The sequence below is a fragment of the Nonomuraea mangrovi genome (assembly GCF_042681425.1).
Classification (GTDB): Bacteria; Actinomycetota; Actinomycetes; order Streptosporangiales; family Streptosporangiaceae; genus Nonomuraea; species Nonomuraea mangrovi.
This window is the reverse complement of sequence record NZ_JBHUFV010000043.1, coordinates 212,793-228,714: the sequence shown is the minus strand read 5'-3', so window position 1 is coordinate 228,714 and position 15,922 is coordinate 212,793. Positions and strand designations below refer to the sequence as shown.

Here is a 15,922-nt window from a genome sequence, read left to right as displayed (position 1 = left end):
GTGCCGATCATCGTCGAACCGCAGGATTACCACGAGGAGGATCTGTACGTCGACCTCGAGGAGACCTTCGGCCGCAGGCTCTACCTCAAGTGCGAGGGGTTCAACTTCGCTGGCTCGATCAAGCTCAAGGTCGCCCGCGAGATGGTCGCGGCGGTCGAGCGCAGTGGCCGGTTGCGGCCGGGGTCGATCCTGGTGGAGTCCTCGTCGGGCAACCTCGGCGTCGCCCTGAGCATCCTGGCGGCCAGCAGGGGCTACACGTTCGTGTGCGTGACCGACACCCGGTGCAACCTGGCGACCAAGCAGTTGATGGAGTCGCTGGGCACCCGGGTGTACACGGTGGTGGAGCCCGCGCTGGACGGCGGCTTCCTCGGCGCGCGGCTGCGGTACGTGCGTGAGTTGTGCGAGTCGGACGACCGTTACCTCTGGCTCAACCAGTACGCCAACCCGGCCAACTGGCAGGCCCACTACCGCTGGACCGCGCCCGCCGTCGCCGAGCGGTTCCCCGACCTCGGCGTGCTGTTCGTCGGCGCCGGGACCACGGGCACGCTGATGGGCTGCGCCAGGTACTTCACGGAGCACCGGCCGGAGGCCACCGTGGTGGCGGTCGACGCGGTCGGCTCTGTGGCCTTCGGCGGGCCGCCGCTGACCCGGATGATCCCCGGGCTGGGCACCGGCGTCCGCCCGCCGCTGCTCGACGAGTCGTACATCGACGATGTGATCCACGTGCCGGAGGCGGACACCATCCGGGCCTGCCACCGCCTGGCGCGTAAGGGTTTCCTGTTCGGCGGGTCCACCGGAACCGTGATCAGCGGGGCGATGCGGTGGCTCGCGGAGCATCCCGCGTACGCGGACCTGACCGCGGTGGCCATCGCGCCCGACCTGGGGGAGCGGTACCTGGACTCGGTCTACCAGCGCGGATGGGTCCAGGAGATCTACGGTCCCGGCGCGCTCGACCTGGAGTGCGAGGAGCAGACCCAGCATGACCCTGACCGAACTGTTCGCGGAGCAGGTCGCGCTCACCCCTGAGGAGACCGCCGTCGTCGCCGGGCGGCAGCGGCTGACCTTCGCCGAACTCGACCGTCGCACCGACGAGGTGGCCAGGCGGCTTGCCCGGCGCGGTGTCGGGCCCGAGGTGCTGGTGGGGCTCTGTGTCGAGCGCGAAGCCGACATGGCCGTCGGCGTGCTCGGCATTCTGAAGGCCGGTGGGGCGTACGTGCCGCTGGACCCCGCGTACCCGCGCGACCGGCTGGAGCTGATGGCGGCCGACTCCGGGATCTCCCTCGTGCTCACCCGCTCGCGACTCGCGGGGCGTCTCCCGGCTGGAGGCCCGGCGCCGGTGTTCCTCGACCCGGCCCCCGAGCCCGCCGTCTCGATCACCAGCCCGCTGCCGGAGTCGGCCGCCTACCTGATGTACACCTCGGGTTCGACCGGCACGCCCAAGGGCGTCGTGGTCGAACACCGAGGGCTGTGCAGTGTGTTCGAGGCGTGGGAGGCCCTTCACGGGCTGCGTCGTAACAAGCTGCGTTTCGTGTCGACCACCAGCCTCTCGGTGGACCTCTTCCTCGCCGACCTGCTCCGCTCGGTGTTCGCGGGCGGAACGATCGTCATCGCGCCCCAACACACCGTCGCCGACCCCGCGAGGCTCCTGGACCTCCTGGAGTCGGAGCGGGCCGACGCGGTCGAGCTGGTGCCGAGCATGGCCAAGGCGCTGGGCAGGGAGGCGGTGGCGCGCGGGCGGCTCCTGCCTCCGTTGAAGCTGGTGTCCGTCGGCTCCGAGGGCTGGCTCGCCGAGGACTGCCGGGAACTTCTGGGCCTCCTCTCGCCCGGCACCACCGTCGTCAACGCCTACGGGGCCACGGAGACCACCGTGGACTCCTGCGCGTTCTTCCCTGGCCGCCAGGACTCGGAGGACAGTCCTCTGGTCCCGATCGGACTGCCCGTTCCCGGCACCACCACGCACCTTTTGGATGCGCATTTGCGCCCGGTGGCGGACGGCGAGAGCGGGGAGCTGTGGATCGGCGGGCCCGGCGTCGCCCGTGGCTACCACGGCCGCCCGGGGGAGACCGCGCGGCGGTTCGTGGCCGATCCGTGGGCCGTGGGCGCACGCCTCTACCGGACCGGCGACCTGGCCCGCAGGCGGCCGGACGGGGTGCTGGAGTTCCTCGGCCGGAGCGACGAGCAGATGAAGGTCCGCGGGTTCCGCATCGAGCCTGGGGAGATCGAGAACACCTTGGTACGCCACCCAGACGTCGCCGCCGCGGCGGTGGCCGTCCGCGGCGGCGGAGGCCAGGGCCCCCGACGCATCGTCGGCTTCCTTGTCCCCGCCCACCCCGCAACAGTCGACCCCGAGGAGTTGCTCGCCTTCCTCCGTCGGCAGCTGCCGGAGCACTCAGTACCCGCAGTCCTGGTCCCGCTGGAGTCGCTGCCGCTGCTGCCGAACGGCAAGGTCGACCGCAAGGCCCTCCCCGACGCGCCGCCCTCCACCCCAGCCGACGGCCCCGCGCCCCGTGACCACCGCGAACGGACGCTGGCCAGGCTCTGGGCGGAAGTGCTCGGCTTGGCACAGGTCGGGGTAGACGAGGACTTCTTCGCCCTCGGCGGCGACTCGGTGCATGCCACACAGCTGGTTGGGAGAGTCCGCGCGGCCCTGGCCGTCAACCTCCCGGTACGTGCCCTCTTCGCACACCGCACCGTCGCGGCGCTCGCCCAGGTACTGCCCGGACATCCAGCATCCGCGGCCCCCGCCGCAGAGCCGACGGACGTGCCGGCCGGGAGGCCGCGCATTATGCCGCTCGCGCCTGTCCAGCAGCGGCTGTGGTTCCTGCACTGCTACGCGCCCGGCGTGGACTACAACGTCGGCTGTGCCGTACGCCTCACAGGCCGGCTGAACCCCGACGCGCTGGACCGGGCCCTCTCCCAGGTCGTGGCCCGCCACGAACCACTGCGCACCACGTTCGCGGCCGATGCGACAGGCCGGGGCACACAGACGGTGCACCCTCCAGGGCCGATCGCGGCAGAACGGACCGACCTCACGGGAATCCCAGAAACCGAGCGGGAGCAGGCGGTGCGAGATCTCCTGCGCACCGAACTGCTGCACCCCTTCGACCTCTCCCAGGGCCCCCTGCTCCGACCGAGGCTCGTCAGGCTGACCCCGACCGAGCACATCCTCTCCCTGAGTGCCCACCACCTCATCACCGACGACTGGTCGTACGAGATCCTCCTCTCCGAGCTGGGCGCGCACTACACCGGGGAAAGGCTCGACCTGCCCGTCCTGCCGCTGACGTACGCCGACTACGGCATCCAGCGGCGGAAACGACTGGACGACGGCACCGCGGACGCGCAACTGGCCTATTGGAGACGGCGGCTCGACGCGGCGCCCCCGCTGGAACTCCCCACCGACCGCGCCAGGACCCCGCACACCGGCACCGAGGGCGCACGCGTACGGCACCGGATCCCCGGCCCAATCCCCGGCCGCCTGCGCACCGTCGCCCACCAGCACGGCGCCACCCTGTTCCAGGCCCTGCTGACCGCCTGCCAGATTCTCTTCGCCCGCCACAGCGGGCAGTCCGACATCGTGTCGGGAACGGTGACTTCTGGCAGGGAGGACCTCGAGGCCGACCACCTGATCGGGTTCTTCGTCAACACCCTGGTCCTGCGCACGCAGGTGACCGACGACAGGCCGTTCATCGAGCTGCTCACCGACGTACGCGACGCCATGCTCGACGCGGCGGAGAACGCCGATCTCCCGTTCGACCGGCTCGTCGAGGCGCTGGCCCCCGCCCGCGACGCCGACCGCACCCCGCTGATCGAAACCCTCGTTGTCATGCGCAACGCCCCCGCCCGCGCCCGCCGCTTCGGCCCCCTCCGCGTCCGCGACGTCGACACGCCCCCGGTGCGCGCCGCCTTCCCGCTGACCGTCGAGTTCCAGGAGTGCGACGACAGCCTGACCGTCGACCTCCTCTACAACACGGCCCTGTTCGACCGCGCGACGATCCAACGGATGGCCGACGGGCTGGAGACTCTGCTCACCGGCATCACGGACGATCCCACCAGCACCCCGGCCCGCCTGCCCCTGCTCACCGGCGACGAGCAGAACCGGCTGCTGGCCTCCTGGAGCTCCCCTCAGAAGCGGATGGACGACGCTTGCGTACACGACCTCTTCCACGCCCAGGTCCTCCAGGGGCCCGACCGCATCGCCGTCGTGTGCGGGGAGCGGCAGCTCAGCTACGCCCAACTCGACACCGAGGCCAACCGGCTCGCCCACCATCTCATCGCGCAGGGGGTCGGCCCCGACGTCATGGTGGCGCTCTGCCTGGACCGCGACCCCGACCTCTTCGTCGCCGCGCTCGCTGTACTGAAGGCCGGCGGCGCCTTCCTCCCCCTGGACCCCGCACAGCCCACGAGCCGCATCGCCGACATCGTCGCCGACAGCGGCGCCCGGGTGCTGCTCGCCGGGGAACGGCACCTGCTACGGCTCCCCGACACCTTCACCACCGTGGTCTGCCCGGACCAGGCAGCCGCCTGCCCATCCACCCTGCCCGCGCACCGCGCCCTGCCCGGCAACCTGGCCTACGCGGTGTACACCTCAGGCTCCACAGGACGCCCTAAGGGAGTGCTCGTCCCGCACGCCGGAGTCGGCAACCTGGCCGCCGACAGCCGGACGACCCTGGGGCTGCGGCCGGGCGCCCGGATGCTCCAGCACCTGCCCTTCGCCTTCGACGGCGGCATCTGGCAGGCGCTGATGCCGCTGCTGACCGGGGCGACCGTCTGCATGAGCACGCCCGAGGAGTACGAGGACCCCGCGCTGCTCGCCGAGCGGATCCGGCAGGACTCCGTCACCGTGCTGATGCTGCCCCCCGCGCTGCTCGCGCTCCTGGACCCGGCGTCGCTGCCCGGCCTGGACCTCGTCTGCTCGGCGGCGGACGTGTGCCCCGCGGACACCGCCCGTCGGTGGCGCGCGGTCCACCCCTTCGCCAACCTGTACGGCCCGACCGAGACCACCATGTGCGCGACCGCCCACGCCGTGGAGCAGGAACCGGAACGCGTCGTCCCCATCGGCAAACCCGTACGCGGCGTACGGCATTACGTGCTGGACCGCAACCTGAACCTCGTCCCCCCGGGCGTGACAGGCGAGCTGTATCTGGCCGGTGCCGGACTCGCCCGTGGCTACCATGGCAGCCCGTACGGCACCGCGGAACGGTTCGTCGCCGACCCCTGGGGTGAGCCGGGCAGCCGGATGTACCGGACCGGCGACCTGGTGCGCTGCCGGGCCGACGGCGTCCTGGAGTTCCTCGGCCGGGGCGACGACCAGGTCAAGATCCGCGGCTACCGGGTGGAGACCGGCGAGGTGACCGCTGCCCTGGCCGCCCATCCCGACCTAGCCGAGGCTGCGGTGACCACCTTTGCCGAGGCGGCGGTGACCGCCCGAACGGGGGAACCCCACCGGCTGATCGCCTACATGGTCCCCGTCCCCGGGCGGCCCGCGCCCACCACCACCGCGCTACGCCGGCACCTGGAGACCCTGCTGCCCGCCTACATGATCCCCTCGGTGTTCCAGGTCCTCGACGCCATCCCGTTGTCCCCCAACGGCAAGGTCGACCTGCGCGCCCTGCCCGAGCCGCAGGACGCGCGGCGGGGCGAACCCGCGTACGCCGCGCCCTCGACCCCGGCGGAGCACGCCCTCGTCTCGGTGTGGTCGCAGGTGCTCGGCGTCCAGGAGATAGGCATCGACGACGACTTCTTCGACCTCGGCGGCGACTCCCTCACCAGCGTCCGGCTCGCCACCGCTGCCCGCGCCGCCGGTCTCGCCCTGACGCCGAAGGACGTCTTCACCCGGCCGACCATCCGCGCCCTCGCGCGGGACGCCCCGCGGGCGCACCTGGAACCCGTATCGAGCTTTGCGGAGCACGATCGCTATCCCCTCACCCCACTCCAGAGCGGACTGCTGTACCACGCCCTGGCCGCGGAGGGGGCGCCGGACGTCTACGCCCGGCGCATCGACGTCACGATCAGCGGAGTCACGGACCCGCACCTCCTCTTACGCGCCTGGCAGTTCGTGGTCGACCGCACCCCGGCGCTGCGCAGCACCGTGGAGGAGGACGAGGACGCCGGACCCGTGCAGCGGGTGCAGCCGCGTTTCGCCCTCCCGGTCGACTGGTTTTCCGGATGGGGGCACCTGGAGGCGAACCCGCCGGATCCGCGCCGGGAGGTGCCCCTGCGGCTTACCGTGGTCAGAACGGCCGACGACGAGGTACGGCTGCTGTGGACCTGCCACCACCTCTTCCTCGACGGCTGGAGCATAACCGAGGTCCTGCGCGACGTGCTCGCCGCCCACGCGGCCCTGGCGGCGGGGCGCACCCCCGACCTCCCCGCCCGTACCCCCTTCAGCCACTACGTGTACTGGCTCGAAGCCCAGGACCTGACCGCCGCCTGCACCTACTGGAGCCGGGCCCTGGCCGGATTCCCCGCCCCCACGCCCCTGCCGTACGCCGGAGCCCCCGCACCGGGGCGCAGGCCGGGCCCCGACATGGTGCACCTGGAACGGCTGGAGGAGAGCGCGCACCTGGGACTCCAGGACTTCGCCCGGAGCAGCGGGCTCACCGTCAACACCCTGATCCAGGCAGCCTGGGCGCTCCTGCTGGCGAGGCACAGCGGAACCGACGACGTCCTCTTCGGCGCCACGGTGGCGCATCGCGGGCCGGAGCCGTACGGCGTGGAGTCCACCATCGGGCCGCTGATCAACACACTGCCGGTACGGATACGGATCGACGGGGCCGCCACGGTGCGGGACTGGCTGCGCCGGGTGCAGTCGGAGCAGGCGGAGGCCCGGCAGCACGACACCTACCCGCTGTCAGAACAACGCGCCCACACCTCGGTCGCACCGGGCACTTCGCTCTTCGACACAGCGATCAATGTCGACAACCTGCCGGTCGACCCCACCACGCTGGCCGTCGGCGGCCTGCGGGTCACCGCCCTGGACACCGCCAACGCCACCAACTACCCGCTGTCCCTGCTCGTGCGCACCGAATCCACCCTGGTGCTGGAGGTGCGCTGCGACAGCGCGCTGTTCGACGAGGGTGCGGCGCGGCGGCTCGCGGGCCAACTGCGCGCACTGCTGGCGCAGCTCTCGGCACCCGGCCAACGGCAGGTCGCCGAAGTGTCCTTGCCCAGCGAGCCGCCCCGGCCGGTTCCCGCCGCACCACCCGCGCGGTGCACGCACGAGCTCTTCGCCGAGCAGGCCGCGCGAACCCCCTGGGCAGCCGCCCTCCGCGAGGGTACGCAGGTCATGACCTATGCCGAACTGGACCGCAGGGCCAACCAGCTCGCCCACCACCTGCGCTTGTACGGCGTCGGCCCGGACCGGGCGGTCGCCCTGGCACTGCCGAGGGGCATGCGCCACACGGTCGCTCTGCTGGCGATCTTCAAAGCAGGCGGCGCTCACCTTCCGCTGGACCTCGCGCACCCCGGCGAACGACTCCGCACGATGCTGACCGACACCGGCGTGACCCTGCTCCTCACCGACCGGGCGACGCCAGTCGACTGGTGCCCGCCGGAGATACCGGTCCTGCACCTCGATGTCCTCGCGGGCCGGCTCGCGGCGTACCCGGTGGAGCCGCCGCAGGTCGAGATGCTGCCCGACCACCTCGCCTACGTCATCTACACGTCGGGGTCGACGGGCCGTCCCAAGGGCGTCGCGGTCACCCATCGCGGGGTGACCGGAATGCTTGCGGGGGCCGCCCGCTCCGCTCCCATCGGTCCGGGGCACCGGGTGCTGCACTTCGCCGCGGGCGGGTTCGACGGGGCCTTCTGGGAAACGGTCACGGCGCTCTGCAACGGGGCCGCGCTGGTGCTCGCCCCCACGGAGGACCTGCTGGCGGGGCCACCCCTGGCGCGAACCATCGCCGAGCACCGGGTGACCCATGCGACGTTGCCGTCCGCGGTCCTGGCCGTGCTGCCCCCCGGCAGCCTTCCGCCAGGACTGGTGCTCTTCGCCGTGGGCGAGGCCTGTTCGCGTGAGGTCGCCGCCCATTGGGCGTCGGAGCGCGTGATGTTCCACGGGTACGGCCCGACCGAATCGACCGTCGCTGCGACGATCAGCGCGCGGCTGGACGGCACCAGGGAACCGGAGATTGGCGAACCGATCCCCGGCACCGGCGCCTGGGTGCTCGACGAGCGGCTGCGGGCCGTACCCGACGGGGTGACCGGCGAGCTCTATCTGAGCGGACAGGGGCTCGCGCGAGGGTACGTCGGGCGGTCCGCGCTGACGGCCGAGCGCTTCGTGGCCTGCCCCTTTGGGCCGCCGGGAGCCCGGATGTACCGGACAGGGGACCTGGCGAGGCGCCTGCCCGGTGGGGGGCTGGTCTTCCGTGGGAGGGCCGACGATCAGGTCAAGGTCCGGGGGTACCGGGTCGAACCCGGCGAGGTCGAACGGGAGTTGACCCGCCACCACGCGGTGGCCCAGGCCGCCGTCGTGGCGGTGGGGGAGGCGCAGGGACGCAGGCTGGTGGCCCATGTCGTACCCGTGGCGGGCAATGCTCCGAGCGTCTTTGAGCTTCGGGAACACCTGGCCCGCAGGCTCCCGCCGTACCTGGTCCCTGATGTCGTCAGGCTGCACCGCGCGCTGCCGTACACCGCGAACGGCAAGGTCGACCGGCGCGCGTTGGAAACGCGCGACCTCGGCGAGGCTCCGCCCGTCCAGCACCGCGCCGCGCGGGACGACGCGGAACAGAAGGTCGCCGAGGTGTGGGCGCGGGTGCTGGAACGCGAGGCCGACGACATCGGCGTTCAGGAGAAGTTCTTCGAGGCCGGGGGCACCTCTTTGACTCTGATGCAGCTCGCGCAGCGGCTCACCGCGATCGCCGGCGTACCCGTACCGGTGGCCGCGCTCCTGGAGCACTCCACGGTCGAGGCCATGGCGAAGTTGCTGAAACAGCCCACCGGAACCGATCACGAACGCGACTACGCACTGTGAGGCGAGGTAACGACATGAACCGGGACGCGGTGGCGATCATCGGAGTGGCCTTGTCCCTGCCGGGCGCCGACGACCTGGACGCCCTGCACGACGGATTGGGCGCCGGGCACAGCAGACTCTGTGAGCCGGCCGACGAAAGGGTCCGCCACGCAGGCGGCGACGTCGGCACCGCCTACGTGCCGGGCGGGTATCTGGACCGTATCGACCTCTTCGACCACCGGTTCTTCGGCATCTCCCGGCGCGAGGCCGAGCTGATGGACCCGCATCAGCGGCTCACAATCCAACTGGTTCACCGGGCCGTGGAGAACGCCGGGTACGCGACCCGCTCGTTGCGGGGGACGCGCACGGCGGTCGTGCTCAGCGCGCCCCGCCCCGAGTACGCCACCCTGTTCAGCGAGGACGACCCGCAGCAGATCCTCGGGACCCTGCCCGCCGCGACTGCCGCCCGCGTCGCGTACCTGCTGGACCTGGCGGGCCCGGTGCTCGCGGTGGACACCGCGTGCAGCGGCAGCCTGGCCGCGCTCGCCGACGCGGTGGGGCAGCTCCGCGCGGGGCGGGCGGACCTGGCGATCGCGGGCGGGCTCAGCGTGCAGGCGCTGCTGCGGCCCGCCGCTCAGTACGATCCGCTGCCCGGCATCGAATCCCCCAGCGGCGTCTGCCGCCCGTTCGACGCCGATGCCGACGGCACCGTGGGCGGTGAAGGCGGCGGCTTCGTCCTGCTCAAACCACTCGCGGCCGCCGTCGCCGACGGAGATCACGTCCACGCGGTGCTGCGCGGCGTCGCGGTCAACCACAACGGCTACCGGGCCACCGCCCTCAGCGCACCCAGCCAGGACGCCCAGAGCGAACTGCTCACCGCCGCCTGGCGGGACGCGGGTCTGTCCGTGTCCGACGCCGGGTACATCGAGTGCCACGGGTCCGGTACGCCGCTGGGTGACCTGGTGGAGGTGGGCGGGCTGCGCCAGGCGTTGGAGGGCGCGGGCAGGACCGTGCTGATCGGCGGTGCCAAGGGCAACGTGGGCCATCTCGACCACGCCTCGGGCATGGCGGGCCTGTTCCGGGTCCTGGCCGGGTTGCGGCACGCCACGCTCTACCCGACCGCCGGGTTCCGCACCCCCCACCCGTCACTCGTCCCGGAGGAACCGGTCAGAGTGTCCGTCGATCGGCAGCCGTGGCCGTCCGCGCCGGACGGTGGCCCGCGCCGTGCCGGTGTCAGCTCCTTCGGCCTGACCGGGACCAACGTGCACGCCGTGGTGGAGGAGCAGTCCCGGCCCCGGCCGCGCTCGGACCGCGTCCGCCCGGCCGCCGAACTGGTCACCCTCTCGGCCGCCTCCCCGGAGGCCTACGTCCGGTACGCGCGGAGCCTTGGCGAATTCCTGAAGACCACGGACGACGACCTGGCCACCGTCGCCCACGCGCTCAACCGGGGGCGCGACGATCACCCGTGGCGGCGGGCCTTCGCGGTGCGAGACCTCCCAGAGTTCGCCGACGCGCTGCTCGGCGCTCAGCCGCCCACGCAGCCGGTTCCGGATCGGGCGCCGCCACTCGTCCTGCTGTTCTCGGGCGACGGCGACATAGGCGACACGGCGACGGGCGACGCGCTCTGGCACACCCTGCGTAAGGACTTTCCCGCGCTCGCCGACGAGGAGGACCGGCTCTTCGGAGCGGGCGACCGCGGCGCTCAGGTCCTGCTGAGGCGGCACCTAGCCCTGTACGGCTTGGCCAGGTCCCTGGGGCTGGACACCGGCAGGCTGGTGGGCTCCGGACCGGGAAATCTCGCGGTACAGGTCATCCGGGGGCAGATATCGCCCGAGGACGCCTGGCGCGACGCGACGCACCTGGAGCGCACCGCGGACGTCGACGACGCCGGACTCCGCAGGGCCGTACGGGACTTCGACCGGGACGGCGTCCTTCTGCTGGAGCTCGGCAGCGACGGCGTCCTGTCACGCCGAATCAGAGAGCTCGCGCCCGAACTCACCGTGCTCCCCTTCCTCAGCGGCGGTTGTGTGCTGGACGCCCTGGCACGGCTCTACGAGCAGGGGGCGACCATCGACTGGGACCGCCACTACGAGGGCGCGGGAATCCGCCGCACCGAGGTCCCGACGTACCCCTTCGAACCCGACTCCTGCTGGTACCGGCCGCCGGAGGACACCACGGTCACGGCGTCCGGCCCGGCACCGGACGCGGCGGACGCGGCGGAGATCCGGCGCGGGGTCGCCGACATCTGGTCGCACATCCTCAAAGCCCCCGACATCGGCCCGGATTCGGACTACTTCGCCCTCGGCGGCAGCTCCATCGCGGGCATCACCTTCCTCCGCGAGTCCGAGAGCCGCTTCGGTGTCAGGCCCACCTTCGCCGACCTCTACGAGCACCGCACGGTACGGGAGATGGCCGGCCTGATCGCCGCCCGCCTGACAGCCCCGGGCGAAACCCCCGCGGACGGAAGGATCGCGAGGCTGCCCGCGGGGGCCCGGATCCCGCTCTCGTACAACCAGGAACAACTCTGGTACCTCGATCGGCTGGCCTCGCCGGGACCGCTCTACAACATCCCCGGCGACCTGCGCCACCGCGGCCCACTGGACCACGAGGCGCTCCGGGCCGCCTTGCTCGACGTGGTCGCGCGGCACGAGGTGCTGCGCACCCGCGTCCTGGACGACATGGGCCGCCCGTATGTGCTTTTCGACGCCCCTGCCCCCGCTCTCACCGTGGTCGATCTGCGTGGATCGGTGGACCCTGAGACGGAGGCCCGCCGGCTCGCCCACGACGAGGCCATCGCCCCCTTCGACCTGTCGTCCGGCCCCCTCCTCCGCACAACTCTGCTGCAGGTGGCCGACGACGAGCACATCCTGCTCTGCACGTGGCACCACATCGTTTTCGACGGCTGGTCGCCCACCGTGTTCTTCCGCGACCTCGGCGCTTACTACACCGCCCGGCTGACCCGACAACCTGCCACGCTGCCCGAACTCACCTGCGGATACGGTGACTTCGCCGCCTGGCAGCGCGAGGTGCTGACCGGCGATCGGCTGGAGCGGGGACTGCGGTTCTGGCGCGAGGAACTGGCCGACCTGCGGACCACCGAGCTACCGCTGGACCGGCCGCGCCCTGTGGTCGAGACCCATGCGGGCGCCCTGCTGCCGTTCAGCCTCTCCGCGGAACACGCCCTGGCGCTCCGCGAGTTCAGCAGGCAGGAGGGCGTGACCACCTTCGTCACGATGCTTTCCGTCGTGGACGCGCTGCTGCACCTGTGGGCCGGCCAGAAGGACGTCGTGGTCGGGGGTGCCACCTCGGGCCGCTCCCACCCGGACACCCACGAAATGATCGGGTATTTCAACAACGGGCTGCCCTTCCGTACCCGCGTCGACGAGGACCTGACCTTCCGTGAGCTGGTACGGCGCTGCGCAAAGACGGTGGCAGGCGTACTGGACCATGAGGAGATTCCGTTCGGGAAGATCGTCGCGGATCTGGGCGGACGCCGGGATCCGTCACGGCATCCCGTGTTCACCGTCTCCTACATACACCAGAACACCGCCGGGCACTTCAGCGCACCGGCCTCGCTCGACCTGGCGCCCGCGGGCGGCACGATTGGCGGTGTCGCGCCCGGCACCTCCAAGGTCGACCTCACCATCGGGCTGAACGACGAGCCGGACAGCCCGATGACGGGCTACCTGGAGTACGCCGTCGACCTCTTCGACCTGTCGACCGCGGAGCAACTGGCCACGTTCTTCCAGGACCTCGTCGGCGCTGCCGTGGACGACCCGGACCGCCGGCTGGCCGAACTCGCCGCCAAGGCGCCGGAGCGCTCCAGCGACTCCGTACTGCACGGCCAGGCGCTGTCCGTACTGCGCGGCCGGGAGCGCCCGGTCGCACCGCTGTCCGTGCACAGGGCGGTGAAGCGGTGGGCGGCCAGCCACCCCGACCGGCCCGCCGTGGTCGACTCAGAAGCAGGCCGTACTCTCAGCTACGGGGAACTGGACTCCCGCGCCGAGGACCTCGCGCGGCGGCTGGTCGCCGCCGGTGTCACGCCCGGCACCCCCGTTCCCGTCGTCGCCGGGCGAGGCCTGGACCTGGTGACCGGATGGCTGGGTGTGCTGAAGGCGGGCGGGGCCTTCGTGCCGATCGACACCGGTCTGCCAGAAGCCCGGATGGCCGAACTGCTGACCGGACTCGGCAACCCACTCGCCGTGCTGGGAGAGGGACAACGACGTCCCGCGGCAATTGAGGTGATCCCCGTCGCGGGGGGCCGCGTCCATGAGGGCGTTCTGCCGCCCGACCCGCCGCCGGACTCCCTCGCCTACATCGCGCACACCTCGGGCACCACCGGCAGGCCGCACGGCTGCGAGGTCACCCACGGCAGCCTCGGCAACCTGCTCACCTGGTACGCGGCGACGACAGGGCTGGGCCGGCAGGACCGGGTGGCCCAGGTCCTCGCCACCGGCCTCGACGCCGCCGTACTGGAGACGCTCTCGGCGCTGTCCCAGGGCGCCGCCCTGCACGTTCTGCACAATGCGGCACGCCCGCCCGCCGACCTGCTGCGCTGGATGGCGCGGGAGCAGATCACCGTGGCCTGCCTGGCCGCCCCGCTGGGCGAGATGGTGCTGGGTGACCTCCCGGACGTGCCGGGCCTGCGGCTTCGAGTGCTGAGCATAGGGGGGGACAGGTTGCGGGTGCGCCCTCCGGCACACGCGCCCTTCCGCACACTCAATCACTACGGCCCCACGGAGTGCGCCGTCGTCGCCACCTGGGCAGAAGTGACCCCAGGTCCGGCCGACACCCTGCCAGGCATCGGCCGGCCCGTGGACAACTGCGCCGCCTACGTCCTGCGCGCCGACGGCAGGCCCTGCGCGCCAGGCGAACAGGGCGAGCTGTACATCGGCGGGGCGGCCGTCGGCCGCGGCTACCACGGGCTCCCCGGCGCCACCGCCGCCCGCTTCGTCGCCGACCCGTTCTCTGATCGCCCGGGGGCCAGGATGTACCGAACCGGGGACCTCGCCAGGCTCGGCCCGGACGGCTCCCTCGTCTTCGAAGGCCGCGGCGACCAGCAACTGGAGATCCGCGGCTACCGCGTCGAGCCCATCGAGATCGAGCGCGTACTGCTCGAACACCCCGGCGTGCGGGAGGCCGTGGTCCTGCCCGACACCGGTCCGCGCGGCACCGTACGCATGGCAGGACACGTGGCAGGAGAGCCAAGGCTCGACTCCGGCGCTCTCCGCGGATGGCTGGCGGAACGACTGCCCGCGCACATGGTCCCCAGCCGGATCATCGTCCACGACCGGCTGCCCCAGACGCCCAACGCGAAGACCGACAGGAAAAGGATGATGGAGATGGCCACTCGCCCGGCCCCCCTTCTGCCCGCGGCGGAAGGCACACCCGACCCGGAGCGGACGCTCAGCCTGATCTGGGCTGACCTGCTGGGCCGCGAATCGGTGCACCCCCACGACGACTTCTTCGAGATCGGCGGGGACTCCCTGCTGAGCGTCGCGGTCGCGGCCCGCGCGGAGAGCGCGGGCCTGTCGATCACCCCGCAGGACGTCCTGGAGCGGCCGAGGCTGCGGGACCTCGCCGCCGGGGTGCTGCCTTCGCCGGCGGACGGCCCCCCGCCCCCGGACTCCTCGACGCCGATCCCGCTGACCCCGCTCATGCACGGCATGCTGGACCGCGCGAAGGACACCGCCAAGGACTTCGTCGTGGTGGAGGTTCTGGAGATCGCGGCAGGAGTACGGAGCGACGCGGTGTGCCATGCCGCCGCCACCCTCCTCGACCTTCACGAACCGCTCCGCTACCGGGTGCGGCGCAACGCCGCGGGATGGCGGATCGACGTGGGTACCGCCCGGCCCCACGACGTCCTGGACGTCACGGTGCTGCCCGCCATGGGGGAGAGCGCCGAGCTCGCGGTGCTGGAGAGCGACAAGGACGAGCTGCTGAAAGACATCGACCCCGCCAGGGGCGCGATGCTGCGGATGCGCTTCTACGACCGGGGCTCCGCCCGTACCGGTCTGCTCACGCTGGTCGTCCATCACTTCGCCTACGACCACACCTCGGCGGTCCCACTGCTGGAGGACTTCAACGCCGCGCTGCGCGACTCCGGGCCGGCCCCTCGCCAGGACCCCGCCACCCGCGCCGCCTGGAGCCGGTGGAGCAGGCATCTGACCGAGATGTCCACGAGCGACGAAGTCGCGGCGGAGGCCGGCTACTGGGCCGCGGTGCTGGAGGGCGGCCGGACCACCGGCCGCCTGCCCACGGGACTCGAACCATCGAGCTCGCCCTCGCCCCCGGGAGTGCTGCGCAGGGTGCTGCCAGCGGACCGCGTCGCTCCTGCGCTCGCCACCAGCGGTACGGCGGGCCGAACCGCTGCCACCGCCGCGGTGGCCTGTGCGTGGAGCCGGTGGACGGGGCGCGCCGACGCCTATCTGATGCTGGTCGGCGAGGCCACCCACAACCCCTTCCGCCCGTATGGCAGGTCCCGGTCGATCGGCTGGTTCACCAGCTCATACCCGGCGGTGATCCCGGTTGCGGAGGGACAGCGGGCCGACGACGCCCTCGCCTCGGCCACCGACTACCTGCATGCCGTACCCAACGATGGGGTTGGGTACGGCATGCTGCGCCAGCTCAGTGCGGCCACCCCGATGACCGAGCGGATCCGCGCGCTCCCCGAGCCCGCCGTCCTGGTCGAACACACCGCGACCGGGGGAGAGGCGCTGCGGGTCGGCCGCGGTGACGCGTGGATACGCTCCGTGCCGCTCATGGTCGAGCACCGTTCGCTGCTCGCCTGGCTACCGGTCGCCGTGTCCAGCATGCTGAGCGACGGCGAGCTGGTCATCCACCTCGCGCACGACGGGCAGCTCCCCACCGCTCGCATGGAGGAACTCGCCGACCACCTCGCAGACGCGTTCGCCGAACTCGCTGGAAAGCCAGAACCAGCGGGGCAGCCTGACCTGGCCGGAGAGCGATGAC

General features: G+C 72.1%; 3 protein-coding genes. All 3 read left to right on the top strand.

The genetic code is table 11. The features are described from left to right. Genes sbnA through ACFSKW_RS29135 form a run of 3 tightly spaced genes read left to right on the top strand, consistent with a single transcriptional unit; the run spans window position 1 to window position 15,921 of the window. Window positions 1-1,026, top strand: coding sequence for a 2,3-diaminopropionate biosynthesis protein SbnA (gene sbnA, locus ACFSKW_RS29145; protein ID WP_379575658.1), 1,026 nt, complete (start codon window positions 1-3; stop codon window positions 1,024-1,026). Continuing rightward, window positions 980-8,971, top strand: a complete 7,992-nt coding sequence (locus ACFSKW_RS29140) for a non-ribosomal peptide synthetase (protein WP_379575657.1) — start codon at window positions 980-982, stop codon at window positions 8,969-8,971. Before sbnA ends, ACFSKW_RS29140 begins: the two co-directional genes overlap by 47 nt. A 14-nt stretch (window positions 8,972-8,985) precedes the next feature. Then, complete coding sequence (locus tag ACFSKW_RS29135) at window positions 8,986-15,921, top strand: amino acid adenylation domain-containing protein (protein ID WP_379575656.1); 6,936 nt, start codon at window positions 8,986-8,988, stop codon at window positions 15,919-15,921. The last annotated feature ends 1 nt before the right edge of the window (window position 15,922 follow it).

Excerpts from the sequence above, each read along its gene's own strand:
- ACFSKW_RS29135 (WP_379575656.1), top strand. The coding sequence starts at position 8,986 with ATGAACCGGGACGCGGTGGCGATCATCGGAGTGGCCTTGTCCCTGCCG.
- ACFSKW_RS29140 (WP_379575657.1), top strand. The coding sequence starts at position 980 with ATGACCCTGACCGAACTGTTCGCGGAGCAGGTCGCGCTCACCCCTGAG.